Annotated in this window: 12 protein-coding genes and 1 tRNA gene; 5 read left to right on the forward strand and 8 right to left on the reverse strand. The window is 62.0% G+C overall.

Annotation, left to right across the window (positions count from 1 at the left end; all coding sequences use genetic code 11):
- Positions 1-17 precede the first annotated feature (17 nt).
- Together NKJ20_RS18745 and NKJ20_RS18750 are read right to left on the reverse strand one after the other, a co-directional pair.
- The gene (locus NKJ20_RS18745) at positions 18-890 is read right to left on the reverse strand and encodes a carbohydrate ABC transporter permease (protein WP_352745994.1); all 873 of its coding nucleotides are present in this window, start codon (positions 888-890) and stop codon (positions 18-20) included.
- A gap of 68 nt (positions 891-958) precedes the next feature.
- Positions 959-2,227 (reverse strand): ABC transporter substrate-binding protein, encoded by a 1,269-nt coding sequence (locus tag NKJ20_RS18750; RefSeq protein ID WP_352745955.1) that lies wholly within the window; start codon positions 2,225-2,227, stop codon positions 959-961.
- A 391-nt stretch (positions 2,228-2,618) separates the two neighbouring features.
- Here NKJ20_RS18750 and NKJ20_RS18755 point away from each other — a divergent pair, with 391 nt between their 5' ends.
- A complete protein-coding gene (locus tag NKJ20_RS18755) occupies positions 2,619-3,866 on the forward strand; it encodes an MFS transporter (RefSeq protein ID WP_023674455.1) in 1,248 nt (415 codons plus the stop codon).
- Positions 3,867-3,939: 73 nt separating this feature from the next.
- Positions 3,940-5,091, forward strand: coding sequence for a ribonuclease D (gene rnd / locus NKJ20_RS18760; RefSeq protein WP_023674454.1), 1,152 nt, complete (start codon positions 3,940-3,942; stop codon positions 5,089-5,091).
- A gap of 11 nt (positions 5,092-5,102) precedes the next feature.
- On the opposite strand, the gene NKJ20_RS18765 is transcribed toward rnd, so the two are convergent.
- The 3 genes from NKJ20_RS18765 to guaB are packed head-to-tail and all read right to left on the reverse strand — an operon-like array spanning position 5,103 to position 7,624.
- A complete protein-coding gene (locus NKJ20_RS18765) occupies positions 5,103-5,522 on the reverse strand; it encodes an MAPEG family protein (RefSeq protein WP_352745958.1) in 420 nt (139 codons plus the stop codon).
- A 28-nt stretch (positions 5,523-5,550) separates the two neighbouring features.
- A complete protein-coding gene (locus tag NKJ20_RS18770; protein ID WP_352745995.1) occupies positions 5,551-6,090 on the reverse strand; it encodes a hypothetical protein in 540 nt (179 codons plus the stop codon).
- A gap of 31 nt (positions 6,091-6,121) precedes the next feature.
- Positions 6,122-7,624 (reverse strand): IMP dehydrogenase, encoded by a 1,503-nt coding sequence (gene guaB, locus NKJ20_RS18775; RefSeq protein ID WP_352458563.1) that lies wholly within the window; start codon positions 7,622-7,624, stop codon positions 6,122-6,124.
- Positions 7,625-7,919: 295 nt separating this feature from the next.
- Here guaB and NKJ20_RS18780 point away from each other — a divergent pair, with 295 nt between their 5' ends.
- The gene (locus tag NKJ20_RS18780) at positions 7,920-9,341 is read left to right on the forward strand and encodes an MFS transporter (protein WP_352745960.1); all 1,422 of its coding nucleotides are present in this window, start codon (positions 7,920-7,922) and stop codon (positions 9,339-9,341) included.
- A gap of 208 nt (positions 9,342-9,549) precedes the next feature.
- Here NKJ20_RS18780 and NKJ20_RS18785 read toward each other — a convergent pair whose 3' ends face one another.
- Positions 9,550-10,260, reverse strand: a complete 711-nt coding sequence (locus tag NKJ20_RS18785) for an RlmE family RNA methyltransferase (protein WP_352745962.1) — start codon at positions 10,258-10,260, stop codon at positions 9,550-9,552.
- Positions 10,257-11,660 (reverse strand): Ppx/GppA phosphatase family protein, encoded by a 1,404-nt coding sequence (locus NKJ20_RS18790; RefSeq protein WP_352745964.1) that lies wholly within the window; start codon positions 11,658-11,660, stop codon positions 10,257-10,259. Before NKJ20_RS18790 ends, NKJ20_RS18785 begins: the two co-directional genes overlap by 4 nt.
- 328 nt (positions 11,661-11,988) lie before the next feature.
- Between NKJ20_RS18790 and NKJ20_RS18795 the strand changes: the two genes are divergently transcribed.
- Complete coding sequence (locus NKJ20_RS18795) at positions 11,989-12,921, forward strand: lysylphosphatidylglycerol synthase domain-containing protein (protein WP_352745965.1); 933 nt, start codon at positions 11,989-11,991, stop codon at positions 12,919-12,921.
- A gap of 119 nt (positions 12,922-13,040) precedes the next feature.
- A tRNA-Gln gene (locus NKJ20_RS18800) sits at positions 13,041-13,114 on the forward strand.
- Positions 13,115-13,502: 388 nt separating this feature from the next.
- Here the strand turns inward: NKJ20_RS18800 and NKJ20_RS18805 are convergent.
- Positions 13,503-14,477 (reverse strand): hypothetical protein, encoded by a 975-nt coding sequence (locus NKJ20_RS18805; protein WP_352449259.1) that lies wholly within the window; start codon positions 14,475-14,477, stop codon positions 13,503-13,505.
- Positions 14,478-14,994 lie beyond the last annotated feature (517 nt).

The raw sequence follows: 14,994 nt of genomic DNA on the forward strand, positions 1-14,994 counted from the left end.
TCAGCAGTCCCACATGATCAATAGTCCTTGTCCAGTCTTATCCGGCCGAGCCAAAGAACGAGCATGGTCAGCAGAGCGAGGATGAGGAAGAGAAGCGTCGAGGCGGCGGAACCGGAAGCGAACTTGTCGAACTCAAACAGGCTCTCGCGGGCAAACACCGACATCGACTTGGTATGTATGTTGTTTGGCGTAAGCACGTAGATCAGATCGAAGATGCGCAGGGCGTCGAGACCGCGAAAGATCATGGCCACCATCAACGCCGGTCGGATGAGCGGCAAGGTGATCTTCCAGAAAATTCTCCACGCGCCGACGCCGTCGAGCTTGGCGACCTCGTAGATTTCTTGCGGAAGCATCTGGAGGCCGGCGAGAATGAGAAGCGCCATGAAGGGGGTCGCCTTCCAGATGTCGACAACAAGGACGGCGACCATCGCCGTGTCGGCGCTGGCCGTCCAGGCGATCTTGGTGCTGATCAGGCCGAGCTTGAGCAGGACGTCGTTGATGATGCCGAACTGGTCGTTGAGCATCCACTGCCACATTTTCGCCGAGACGATCGTCGGGATCGCCCAAGGGATGAGGATCGCGGCGCGCACGATGCCGCGGCCGCGAAACTTGGCGTTGAGCACCAGCGCGACGATCATGCCGAGCACCGTCTCGCAGGTCACCGAAATCACCGCGAAGCGCACCGTGTTCCAGACGGCGCGCCACCAGACCGGATCGGCGAGCAGCCCGTCATAAATGACGCGGCCGCTCGGCATTTGCAGGACGGAGAAATAGTTGGCGAAGCCAACCCAGCGGCGGGCTTCGAGGTCGGCGAGCGAGGCATCGGTGAAGCCGAAATAGATCGTGCGCATCAACGGCCAGCCGGCGACGGCGGCGAGCACGATGAGCATCGGAGCAAGCAGCAGCCATGCCGAGCGCACACGCTGACGCGCCAGCAGCGAGCCTGAGCGCGGCGAGGTCACCAGGCGGTGCCCTTGAGCCTGGTCAAGGAGAACTCCAGATCGGCAAGGTTGTCAGCGGCTGTGCCCTCGCCGGAAATGGTGTTGTGGACGGCGGTCCAGAACTCGCTCGATGCCTCATTGTACCTTGTCTTGGCCTGGGCCGAGGGACGCGGCACCGCGTTGAGGACGACTTCCTTCCAGCGCGGAATCACCGGCTGGGCGCTGGCGATGTCGGCATCGTCATAGAGTGCCTGGATGGTCGGCAGATATGCCCCCTTCAAGGCGCGGTACTTCTGCATCTGAGGCGAGGCGATCCATTTGACCAGCTCGATCGCTGCATCCGGGTTCTTCGAATATTTGGAAACCGCGAGATTCCAGCCGCCAAGCGTTGCTGCCGGGCGCGCGCCCTCACCCGACCCCGGCGGCAGCGTGGTCACCTTGAACTTGCCTTTGATGGGGGAGCTTTCGCTGTTGCCAAGCGCGTAGGCGTAGGGCCAGTTGCGCATGAAGACGGCGTTGCCGGTCTGCCAGACGCCGCGCGACTCTTCTTCCTGGTAGGCCAGAACGCCGGGCGGCGAGATGGTTCCCACCCAGCTCCTCGCCATTTCCAGCGCCGCAGCTGCTTGCGGATTGTTGATGGAGATCGTGCCGTCCGGCTCGATAATCTGGCCGCCGCCGTTCGACTTCACCCATTCGAGTGCATCGCAGGTCAGCCCCTCATAGGCGTTGCCCTGGAAAACGAAACCCCACATGTCCTTGTTGCCGGCCGCGCGCTCCTTGTCCATGACAAGCTTGGCGGTATCGGCAAGTTCAGCCCAGCTGGCCGGGACCCTGGCGCCGTATTTGTCGAGGAGATCCTTGCGGTAGTAGAGCGCCGGAGCGTCGGTGAATATCGGCAAGGCGACGAGCTTGCCGTCGACGGTCTGCGATTTGATGATCGATGGGAAATGGGCGCCAACGACATCCTTGGTCGCTTCGGTCAGGTCGATGAACTGCCTTGCAAGCTGGGGGGCCCAGATGATGTCCGTTTGATAGATGTCGACGTCGCTGCTTCCGGCGGCAAGCCAGAGCCGGTATTGGCCAAACTGGTCCGTCGCCGAGGGAGGCAGCGGAACGACGCTAACCTTGTTGCCGGTCTTCTTCTCGTATTGATCGAGGATCTCGCGAAGGATTCTCTGGCCGTTGCCGGTATCTCCGGACACCATGGCGAGGTCGACAGCCCGCGCCGGCCCGGCCGCCAGAACTGCGGCCACGGCAAATGCCGCAAATGCGGAATGAAATTTCATGATGGCGGACCTCCCTTTGGAGCTTCAGGCCGGGCAGCAGAAACGACGTCGATGCCTGACACCGTCTCCGCACACCGGCAGCTCACAAGACGCGTATTCGCCCACCAGCACTGAACTACAAAGATACGCCTTGGTTCCCAACACGGAGGGTCCGGCGCCACGCGGTAGCGCAAGTTCCCCCTCGCTAATGCACCTAAAGCGTGTCGCATTCGATCGGCCTCATGCGACGCGCTTTAGGTTCTTGTTTTTATGCATGTCGTTATCGCAAAACCGCTGCACACTTTTGCGCGACATGCATTAAGGCCCCCGGCTGGCCCCAACGCCACCGGGAATTGCCGCTGGCATTGGCGAAGGCGATGGTTCAAGAAGGATCAACGACAGGCTTTCCTTCATGTCTTCCATCCGCCCGCTGATCCCCCTCCTGATCGCCGCCGGCATCCTGCTCGGCGGCAACGGCCTGCAGAGCACGTTGATTGCGCTGCGTGGTGCGCAGGAAGGTTTTCCCGCTTCCTCGATCGGCCTGATGGGCACGTTCTATTTCGCCGGCTTCCTGCTCGGCTGCCTTGCCGTGACCCGCATCATGAAGTCCGTCGGCCATGTGCGCGCCTTTTCGGCACTCGCGGCGATCGCCTCGGCGGGAACGCTGCTTCTGGTGCTGGTCATCGATCCGGTGATGTGGTGCGCCGTGCGCTTTGCCGGCGGGTTCTGCTTTGCCGGCCTGTTCACCATCATGGAAGCCTGGCTGAATTCCGGCGTCACCAACACTGACCGGGCGCGGGTGCTTGCCATCTACCGGATGGTCGACATCGGCTCGGTGACGGGCGCCCAGTTCCTGATCCCGATCTTTGGCGCCGGCGGCTTTGCCATCTTCGCCATCATGTCGATGATGATCACCGTTTCGCTGGTGCCGGTTTCGCTCGGCGACCGCTCCAATCCGACGCCACCGGAAGACGTCAAGCTCGATTTGGCGCGCGTCTGGCGGATCTCGCCGCTCGGCTGCTTCGGCTGTATCGCCGTCGGCGTCACAAACAGCGCCTTCCGCACCCTGTCGCCGGTCTATGCCGAGCAGATCGGCATGTCGGTCGCCGACGTCGTCACCTTCGTCAGCGTCGGCATTTTCGGCGGCGCCATCATCCAATACCCGCTTGGCTATCTCTCCGACCGCTGGGACCGGCGCTCGGTGCTGCTGATGACGACGTGCTGTGCGATGGTGGCGGCACTGGCGCTGGCATTCGTGGCAGGCGGCAGCCCGTTTCTCAACTTCCTGCTCGTCTTCATCTTCGGCTGCTTCGCCATGCCGCTCTATTCGTTGTCAGCGGCGCATTCCAACGACCGCGCCGACAAGGGCGAGTTCGTGCTGATCAACGCTGCCTTGATGCTGTTTTATTCCTTCGGCGCCATCGGCGGGCCGTTCGCAGCCTCGACGGTGATGCAATTTTTCGGGCCGAGCGCGCTGTTCGTGTTCAGCGCCACCGTCTATGCGATCTTCGTGGCCGTCATCCTTTACCGGATGCAGGCGCGCTCCGCCGTGCCGGCGACCCATCGCAGCCGTTTTACGGCGCTGTTGCGCACCTCGACGGTTTTTGCCCGGTTGGCGAAGCGGAATGCCGATCCCGATGAACCCGCAAAGCCTGGATAGAGGTGCTTGCGCTTGACGAAAGCGCGCGCGGCTGAAATTGAAAGAGACCCTATCCCTTGCCAAAAGCGATTTGATGCACGTCATCACCACCCAGAAAGAACTCGAGACCGCTATTGCCGCTTTCGAAAAGGCGGAATTCGTCACCGTCGATACCGAATTCATTCGCGAAACGACCTTCTGGCCGATCCTGTGCCTGATCCAGATGGCAGCGCCCGGGGTGACCGCGCTGATCGATCCGCTGTCGCCCGACATCGACCTGAAACCGTTCTTCAGGCTGATGGCCAACGAGGCGATCGTCAAAGTCTTCCATGCGGCGCGCCAGGACATCGAAATCATCGTGCATCTCGGCGATCTGGTGCCGCATCCGGTGTTCGACACCCAGGTCGCGGCAATGGTCTGCGGCTTCGGCGACAGCGTCTCCTACGACCAGCTGGTGCAGCGCATCACCGGAGCGCGGCTCGACAAGTCCTCGCGCTTCACCGACTGGCGCCACCGTCCGCTGTCCGAAAAGCAGCTCGACTACGCGCTCGCCGACGTCACCCACCTGATCGAGGTCTACAAGCATCTCAGCGCCGAGCTGGTGCGAGAAAACCGCGCCCACTGGCTGAACGAGGAGATGGACGTGCTGACCTCGCGCGAGACCTACGATCCGCATCCCGAGGATGCCTGGAAGCGGCTCAAGATGCGGCTGCGCAAGCCGCAGGAACTGGCGATCGTGCAGGCGGTGGCCGCCTGGCGCGAACGCGAAGCGCGCGAGCGCGACGTGCCGCGCGGCCGGGTGCTCAAGGACGATGCGATCTACGAAGTGGCGCAGCAGGCGCCGCGCGACGCTGCGGCGCTGAGCAAGCTGCGTACCACGCCGAAGGGCTGGGAGCGCTCGTCGACGGCGACGGCACTGCTTGGCGCGGTAAACGCTGCCCTTGCCCTGCCCAGGGAAGAGATGCCGAAGCTGCCGAAGAGCTTCCAGCCGCCGGAGGGGTCGAGCGCTGCGGCGGAGTTGCTGAAGGTGCTGCTGCGGATCGTTGCCGAAAAGGAGGGCGTCGCATCCAAGGTACTCGCCTCCAGTGACGACATCGACCGCATCGCTGCCGAGGGCGAGGAAGCCGACGTGCCGGCATTGCAAGGCTGGCGGCGCGCCGTCTTCGGCGAGGCCGCGCTCAAGCTGGTGCGCGGTGAACTCGCCATCAGGTTCGACAAGCGCAAGATCGCTGTGTTCGATTTGTAGCCTTGATCTGCTCAGACCAAGCCGAGCAGATGCAGCGCCACCCATATCCAGCCAAGTGCGAGAACTACCGCGCCCAGGTAGAATGCCCTGCTGCGCAGGATTAGCCGATTGCTGGTCAAGTGGACCGATGCGTGAAAATAGCGGGAGACGACAAAGATCCACATCAGTGCCAAGGTCAGGTAATTGACGCCATTGGTCACGTGCAGCGTCAAGCATAAGACGTAGAAAAGCACCGGCAGTTCGAACTGGTTGCTCAGATTGTCGGCGACGGTGACGCTGGAACCAGGCTCCGTCGAGCGCGTCTTGAACTGACCGGTCTTGGCTTCGCCCGATCTGACCGCACCATAGCGGCGCCGGCCCATTACGATATAGACGATATAGACCAGCAGCACCTGCGCCAGCATCGGCCAGAAGATCGCGGTCTGGTTCAAGACGCCCCCTGTCGTTGTCACCCAGCCTTCAAGGCCGTTTCTGAGCCATCAGAGTGAAAGCCGCAATGACAGTCACTGGTATCGCCAGTAGGGCGAATTTGGTGACGATCAGCGCCGAGGCGAAGGATAGTGAATCCGGATTGGCCGACAGAAAATCGGACAAAAGACGAGCCACGGCGATATTCTGGGCATAGTCAGTAAGCAGGTAGGGCAGCACCAGCACAACCGCGAATATCGACTGGGTTTGCGCAGGCAGTGCACGGAAATTCTTCAGCCGCCGGCCCGTGGCCAGAATCAGGCTGACCATCGTCAGCGATAGCAGCGCCGGAAAAAGCAGGTCGAAGGTCAGGTAATGCCAGACGAGAATAATTTCGCTGCCGCGCCGGCCGAGGGCTGTTAGCCAGGCCATGCCCTCATCCGGGGTGAAACCGGCATAGCGCATGTCGAGCGACGGCAGACCGCCGCTCAATTGGCGAAAATAGAGGAACTCCATCGCAGTCATGATGATGAAAACCGCCACGGTGGCGACACAGAGTGCGGCCGCGTGGCGCGACAGCCGCAGGATCATTGCCGCCAGATTGCGCCAAAGCGCATGACGGTCAGGCTCCGCCAGGATAATTCGGGCTTTCGCGGGTAATCGTGACGTCATGGGCGTGGCTTTCACGAAGTCCGGCATTGGATATCCGCACAAAAGTGGCGCGCTCGCGGAAATCGGCAAGGTCGCGGCCACCGACATAACCCATAGCGGCTTTCAGGCCGCCTGCAAGCTGGTGCAGCACGCCAGACACAGGTCCTTTGTACGGCACCTGCCCTTCGATGCCTTCCGGGACCAGTTTCAGCGTGTCGCGCACCTCGGCCTGGAAATAACGATCGGCGGAGCCGCGCGCCATCGCGCCGACCGAGCCCATGCCGCGATAGGCTTTGAAGGAGCGGCCCTGGTGCAGATAGACCTCGCCCGGGCTCTCGTCCGTGCCGGCCAGCAGCGAGCCGATCATCGCCGCGCTGGCGCCGGCGGCCAGTGCCTTGGCGAGATCGCCCGAATATTTGATGCCGCCATCGGCAATGACCGAAACGCCGGATTTCTGCGCCGTCTCGACCGCCGACATGATCGCCGAGAGCTGCGGCACGCCGACGCCGGCGACGATACGGGTGGTGCAGATGGAGCCTGGTCCGATGCCGACCTTGACCGCGTCGGCGCCGGCATCGATCAGCGCCAAGGTGCCTTCCGCGGTGGCGACGTTGCCGGCCAGGATGCGAACCGAGTTGGACAGTTTCTTGGCCCGCGTCACCGCATCCAGAACGCGCTGCGAATGACCGTGCGCGGTGTCGATCACGAGAAGGTCGACGCCGGCGTCGATGAGGCGCTCGGCCCGTTCGAAACCGTCATCGCCGACGCTGGTGGCGGCGGCGGCGCGCAACCGCCCCTGCGCATCCTTGGTGGCGTGCGGGTTGAGCTGCGACTTCTCGATGTCCTTGACCGTGATCAGCCCGACGCAATTGCCGTCCCGATCGACCACAACAAGCTTCTCGATGCGGTGCTGGTGGAGCAGCCGCTTGGCCTCGTCCTGATCGACGTTCTCCTTGACCGTGATCAGGTTCTCGCGGGTCATCAGCTCATAGACCTTTTGCGCCGGATCGGACGCGAAGCGGACGTCGCGGTTAGTCAGGATGCCGACGAGCCGGCCGACCGTGTGGCCGCCGGTGCCGCCGTTCTCGACCACCGGAATGCCCGAAATGCTGTAGGTGCGCATCAGACCCAGCGCATCGGCAAGCGTCGCCTCGGGACCGATGGTGACCGGGTTGACCACCATGCCGGACTCGAACTTCTTCACCTGCCGCACCTGCTCGGCCTGTTCGGCCGGCGAGAAATTGCGGTGGATGACGCCTATGCCGCCGGCCTGGGCCATGGCGATGGCGAGTCGCGCCTCGGTGACCGTGTCCATGGCGGCCGACAGGATCGGCACGTTGAGGTCGATGTCACCTGCGATGCGGGTGCGGATGTCGGTCTCGCCGGGCATGACCTCGGAATGACCCGGCTGCAGCAGCACGTCGTCAAAGGTCAGCGCCAATGCGCCGGTGGACGTCTCGATGATTTTTGCCATGGCCAGCCCTCGGAATGCAGGAAAGGCGCTCGCCCTGGATGGACAGCGCCGACTCGTCTTCTTCCCTTTCAGGATTGGCGCTGGCTCGTAACACGTCCGATCGCCGTTGAAAAGCCGATGGTTGTGTAGTGGCGAAGCTGTATTTTGCCCCAGGGGCCGCGGCACTTGCGGTCGCACAAACGTGACAGCAAATTAATGCGACATCCGGGTCAAGCCATGATAACCGCCCTACCTGTCGGTTTGGCCCCCAGGGCCGGCAAGCAATCGCGACGCACATTTCAAGGCCGGATCCATCGTGAACCGCACCATTCCGCTTATCCTGGCGGTCGCTCTATTCATGGAAAACATGGATTCGACCGTCATTGCGACATCGTTGCCGGCGATCGCCATCGACATCCACACCAGCCCGATCGCGCTCAAGCTGGCGCTGACCGCCTATCTGGTATCGCTGGCGATCTTCATTCCGATAAGCGGCTGGATGGCCGACCGCTTCGGCGCCAAGAATGTCTTCCGCGCCGCGATCGCCGTGTTCATCGTCGGTTCGGTCGCGTGCGCCATTTCCAATTCGCTGCCGGCTTTCGTGGTGTCACGTTTCCTGCAAGGCATTGGCGGCGCCATGATGACGCCGGTCGGACGCCTGGTGCTGGTACGCGCGACGCCGAAAAGCGAGCTCGTTGCCGCCATGTCGTGGCTGACTGTCCCGGCTCTGGTCGGCCCCTTGGTCGGCCCGCCGGTTGGCGGCTTCATCACGACCTATTTTTCCTGGCACTGGATTTTTCTGATCAATGTGCCGATCGGGCTGATCGGCATCTGGCTGGCCACGCGTTTCCTGCCGAAGACCGACGCCACGCAGACGCCGCCGCTCGATCTCATCGGTTTCGTGCTGAGCGGGCTGGCGGCATCGGGCATTGTGTTCGGCCTATCGGTGGTCAGCCTGCCGGCTCTGCCGCCAGTTGCCGGCTTTATCACCGTTGCCGTCGGGCTGGCATCGGCGGTGCTTTACCTGCTGCACGCGCGCCGCGCCAAGAATCCGCTGCTGGCGCTCGAGCTGTTTCGCAATCGGGTGTTCCGCTCGTCGGTGCTCGGCGGCGGACTGTTCCGCATCGGCATTGGTGCCGTACCTTTCCTTTTGCCGCTGATGTTCCAGATCGGTTTCGGGCTGACGCCATTCCAGTCCGGCATGATCACCTTCGTCTCGGCAATCGGCGCCATAGGCATGAAATTCGTCACCGCGCTGATCTTCAGGGTCGCTGGCTTCCGCCGGGTGCTGATTTCAGGCTCGCTCATCGCTGCCGCGTCAATCGCCATCAACGGCCTGTTCACACCCGACACGCCCTATGGGCTGATCCTCGCCATGCTGCTCGCCGGGGGCTTCATCCGGTCGATGTTCTTCACCGGCATCAATGCGCTTGCCTACGCCGAGATTTCGGCCGCCGACACCAGCAAGGCCACGCCGATCACGGCGGTGTTCCAGCAGTTGGCGATCGCACTCGGCGTGGCGCTGGCCGGCGGCATCCTGGAAGTGTCGACCAAGATCCATGGCGGCCCGCTAACGCTGAGCGACTTCCACACCGCCTTCTTCATCGTGGCGGCGGTGTCGGCGGCAGCCTCGCTGTCGTTCATGCGGCTAGCGCCGGACGCCGGCAATGCCGTGTCTGGACATGGCCGGCTGACACCGCCGAAGACGCTGGAGCCGGTGAGCCCGCCGGGGAGTTGAGGAGTGGCGCCCTCCAGCGCCGACGGGACGGCACCCCCCTCTGGCCTGCCGGCCATCTCCCCCTCAAGGAGGGAGATTGGCAGTTTCGGCACTGCACTCACTCTTCACGGTCGAAGGTTTGCGAAGGCCGCGATGACATCCGATTTCCCCCCTGAGGGGGAGATGTCCGGCAGGACAGAGGGGGCGAAGGATCGCTACAGAGCGACTTTTACGCTGTGCCGTTTCCGCCCTTAAAATCCTTTGCCAGCAAATACAGCTCCACCGATTCGTCGCGCGAGGCCGGCGGCTTGACGTGATGGACCGAGCGGAAATTCCGTTTCAGCCTGGCCAGCAATTCGTTTTCGGCGCCGCCCTGAAACGTCTTGGCGAGGAAATGTCCGCCAGGCTTCAATACCGACAGCGCGAAATCGGCCGCCACCTCGCAAAGATGCATGGTGCGGATGTGGTCGGTCCGTTTGTGGCCGGTGGTCGGTGCGGCCATGTCGGAGAGCACGATGTCGGGCTGGCCGCCCAGCGTCTCGGCCAGCTTTTCGGGTGCCTGCGGATCGAGGAAATCCATCAGCAGCACCGGCGCGCCCGGCACGGCGTCCATCTCGAGATAGTCGATGCCGACGACGTTAGGGTGTTCCGCGGTCGACTTGGTACGCGCGGCGGCGACCTGGCACCAGCCGCCGGGCGCCGCACCAAGGTCGATCACCTTCATGCCTGGCTTGAGCAGATGGTGCTTGTCGTCGATCTCGATCAGCTTGTAGGCGGCGCGCGAACGATAGCCGTCGGCCTTCGAGCGCTGGACATAGGGATCGTTGATGTGGCGCTGCAACCAGCGGCGCGACGATTCCTTCAAGCCGCTTTTCTTCTTGATCTTCGTCTTCAGCACGCGAAGGCCGGCGGAGCTCGGTCTTTCCGGTTTCTTGGTCATTGCCGGCCTCGCCGCCAGACGCCGTCATCGGCCATCAATTCGCTCAATATGCCCTCGCGCAGGCCGCGGTCGGCGACACGCAGCCGCTCCGACGGCCAGACGGCGCGGATCGCCTCCAATATGGCGCAGCCGGCCAGAACCAGGTCGGCGCGGTCGGCGCCGATGCAAGGGTTGGCGACGCGTTGCTGGAAATCCCAGCCGACCAGTTTTTCGACCATGCGGTCGACGCTGTCGCGATCCATCCACAGCCCGTCGACGCGGCGGCGGTCATAGCGTTCGAGATCGAGATGGACGCCGGCCAGCGTCGTCACCGTGCCCGAGGTGCCGAGCAAATGGAATTTCGGGCTGGACAGGAGGTGGCTCAGCCGGTCGCGCCCGTCGAAGGCGCGCAGCCGCACTGCGACATCGTCGACCATGGCGCCAAAGATCTCGCGCGTCACCGTGCGGCCGCCAAAACGCTCGGCCAGCGAAACGACGCCGACCGGCAGCGAGGTCCACGAGACGATGTGGTTGGCGAGCCTTGGCGAGCGGTGGCCGGTGAGGTCGATCAGCGCGATTTCGGACGAGCCGCCGCCGATGTCGAACAGCACGACGCCTTGCGTGTCGCGCTCGACCAGCGAGCCGCAGCCCGACACCGCCAGCCGCGCCTCGGTCTGGCGGTCGATGATCTCGAGCCGCAGGCCGGCCTCGCGCTCGACGCGCTCGAGGAACTCGACGCCGTTGGCGGCGGTCCGGCAGGCCTCGGTGGCGATCAGCCTTGCCTTCCTGACCTTGCGGTTGCGCAATTTGTCACCGCAGATCTTCAGCGCCTCGATCGCGCGGTCCATTGCGGCGTCGCCGAGCCGGCCATTGGCGGTAAGGCCCTCGCCCAGCCTGACGATGCGCGAGAAGGCATCGATAACGCGGAACTGGCCATGGCGCGTCGGCACCGCGACCAGCAGGCGGCAATTGTTGGTGCCGAGATCGAGCGCGGCAAACACCGGCAATTCCTGCAGCGGCGGCGATGTGCGGGCACCTTGCTCCGGCCTTGGCGAGGCTGGAGGCAATTGCGCGAGCGAAGACGGGGAAGCGATCGAAGCCGCTGGCTGGGGTAGGCGCGCGGCCGGGGCCTCGTTGGCGACGGGCACCGAAGTGCCTGATATCACCGGACGAGCCTCGTCGCGTGCGAAAACCTTGCGCCCGCGCCGGCGCTTGCGCCGTTTCTTGGGTTTGCCGTTCTGATGCGGGCCGTTCTGACCCTTGTAATCGTGGGACGTGTCGCCAGCCTGTCCATTGCCGGACCAGGGTTGCACCTGACGGCCGTAGCGTCCGGTGGATGGGCTTGCCTGGCCGGACGGCGTCGGCGAACCCCTGGACACGCCCACTTCCGGCGCGCCAGCGCCGGCTTCGTGGTCTTCCACTGTCGTTCCTTCCGGCGCCGCGCGAACCGGAGACCGGACGCAGCAGGCGCTTTTACATGTTCAAGTTGCCGCCAGACTATCAGCGCACGGCCGGATCACCAAGAGCGCTCGCGGCGAATTTTGCCGGCGGCGTGAAGGCGGCGACGTCGGTGAGCCCTTGTCCCCTTGGGAGAAGGGAAGGCGCGAGCGCCACAACGCGCCTTCCCGGTTGAATAGCCGGCTTCAATGAGGCATTTCTGAAATGGAGGGTAAATCATTCGGCAACGCGGGCGGTTTGCCTGCTGCGAACCGGAAAACGGTACGGGCTGCAACGCATGATCGTCATGCCATGAACTGGAGGCGCTATTTCTGGCCCGTGATCGGCTTCGCCGCGGTGGTGTTCTCGCTGTGGCTGCTGCTGCACGAATTGCGCGGCATCTCGCTTGACGACGTCTGGGCCGGCATAATCGCCATTCCGGCGCGCGGCTGGGTGCTGGCGGCGCTGAGTTCGGTCATCGCCTATGCCTCGCTCGCCGGATACGACCACATCGCGTTGCTGCACATCGGCAAGAAAGTATCGTGGCTGTTCGTCACCTTCTGCTCGTTCACCACCTACGCGCTGTCGCACAATATCGGCGGCTCGGTGTTTTCCGGTGCGGTGATCCGCTACCGCGCCTACGGCACCAGGGGCCTGACCGGGCAGGATGTCGGCATTCTGGTGGCGATCTGTTGGATCACCTTCGTGCTGTCGACGCTGTTCGTCTCAAGCATCGTCCTGCTGCTCGAGCCCGAGGTGATCGACCGGTTTTCCGGCATACCGCATCACCGACTGGCGCAAGCAGGTGGGTTCGCCATGCTGCTCGTGGTGGCGGCCTACATATTCGGCAGTTGGCTGCATCTGAGACCACTCAGGATCGGCAGCTTTCAGCTGCATTATCCGGCGCTGCCGATCGTGGCGCGGCAACTGCTGGTCGGCCCGATCGAGCTGCTGGCGGCGGCGGCGATCATCTTCTTCGCCCTGCCCGTATCAGGCAATCCCGGCTATTTCGTCGTGCTCGGCGTGTTCCTGGTGTCGTTCTCGATCGCGCAGATCTCGCATGCGCCGGGCGGGCTGGGCGTCTTCGAGGTGGTGTTCCTTGCGGGCTTGTCGCATATGGACCAGGTCGGCGTGCTGGCGGCGCTGCTGGTGTTCCGGCTGTTCTACCTGATCATCCCGCTGCTGATCGCGCTCGGCGTGGTGCTGTTCTTCGAGCACTCGCAATATAGCCGCAGCGAGAGTTGAAGCGCCGGAAGCCGACGATTGAACCCAGACACAGGGTTGACTATTTTCCGGCGGCGGCTACAAGGCACGCGCGGCGACATCGCCGCCCTGCCCGCGCGGTTTTCAACAACCGCGCCTGCTGGGGAATAGGTTAACGGTAGACCCACGGACTCTGACTCCGTTAGTCCTGGTTCGAATCCAGGTTCCCCAGCCAACAAGGCAAATCAGAGACTTATGGCGATCGGGATTTTTCGTTTCCTGCAATTTCGTGCCGCGACACGCCACACTGTTAGCCGCTATCCAATTTGAACGACGGCAGGCGGCTGGTCCGCATCCGCTGCGGCTACTGCAAGAGCTCTACAATTATTTCCCCGATGATCTGATCCAGATTTTTGGCGATGTGGACATCGACTCGCTGGCTTACCGAATGAAAATGCGAAGACGGCAAGGATCACGGCAGGCTGGAAGTGGAGCCATTTTCCGCGACCAAGCGCGAGGCTGTCGGCCTTCGTATCCGCCGGCTGGGAATCAATCGTATTCCGGTATGGAGTGACGGATCGTAGGCAGGCTCTTGTGGCAAGACGGGGCCGCCCCGATCGTATTCAAGCTCCTTCTGGCATCTTGTAAGGCTTGATGTATCCTCGACGTTCTAAATCGGCCCGGTCCTCGATTTTGGCCCCGTAAAGCTGTTGTCGAAGGTCCGATGCCTGATCCGGCCATAGTTGTTCTGCAATTTGCATCTTGTGGAGCACCGAATAATCTCGGTATGGAGAAGGAAACCTGGTTAGCAATAGAAACATTGCGCCAAAAATACCGCAAATAAAGACATAGACAACGATTATCTTACTGTAAACTCCAAGAGATGACGCAATCCATATTTCCTTCATCAGAAGCATACTTATTGCGTACACGCATGCTATTATTACAATCAACAACATCAAATAAAAATATACGAAATATTTGGAAGCAGCCGAATGAAACCCTGTAAAAACCAGATGTGGTATATTCGATGGAAAGTATTTCCCGATGGCAGTCTCTGGAATCAAAGCTGACTGCATAACATTGAGTATACCCCGAGGAAAAATCCGCTTGAGAAGGTGGGCTATAGCCCCGTCGACGATTGCTATGTTGGCCTGGAGGGTGGCCGCGTATATTCCGAGCGTGCTTGATATAGCGAGAAGAGATTCCGCAACACCTGGAGAGCTTTTAATAGAAATTCCATAGACGCTAACATCGGTTCCTAGGTGAAAGTAGTTCGCAACCAAAAAGGTAAAAAGTGATATATTTAAAATGGTGAATTTCCCACTTGACGACTTAAGATGATCCCTTCTGGCAACAAGCAAATCCAGCAACGATCGATCCAGCTTGCCGACATCATCATCGTCTACAAGTTCGAGGTCGTGGTCAATGATCTGGGCAGGACTCAGCCAGCGTCGCGGGAACATCGCATTGTAGCGCTTGCGTTCCCGAAGCCAAAAACCGAGGCGAGCAAAAGGAAAGCTGCACCAGAACCGAATTCGGTTCCAGGTTCGCGTCAGGACGGCTCGCCCTTTCGCTGCGCTGCTCGATAGGTTCACGGTGTCCCCCCGGGCCTTCTGGTCAGGATGCAGCGCCGGCGTCACCCCCGCAAGGGCGGCCTCGCGATTCCCACGGTTTATATCAATTCCTGCTTCGGCAGTGAATTACGGTGACAGTGCACTTTTTGCCATGCCGCCGCCTCAGCAGCATGGTGCACCTTGCCCGCGTTCCCGGTCTGCCGCACCCCCAGCGCCGTACGGGCGAGCCAAAGTGTTTTCACGTCCGAAGAATATATGTTCCGCAAGAACTGCTCATCGAGTATTGCCGCGTCGCCGATGTTGCGGTTTTTCGATGCACCCGTGGGCCGAGAGCATCGCCGGACAAATCGGCAAAGCCGCGAAACCCGGAAACGAGCCAGGCGGCGAAAAGAAAATAGTGCACCGGAATTACGGTGACGGTGCACTTTTTACCATGTTCGCCCCGCCGCATGGTGCACCTTGCCCGCGTTCCCGGTCTGCCGCAGCACCGTACAGGCGAGCCAAAGTGTTTTCACGTCCGAAGACTATGCGTTCCACA

Source organism: Mesorhizobium sp. M0185 (assembly GCF_040322175.1).
GTDB lineage: Bacteria > Pseudomonadota > Alphaproteobacteria > Rhizobiales > Rhizobiaceae > Mesorhizobium.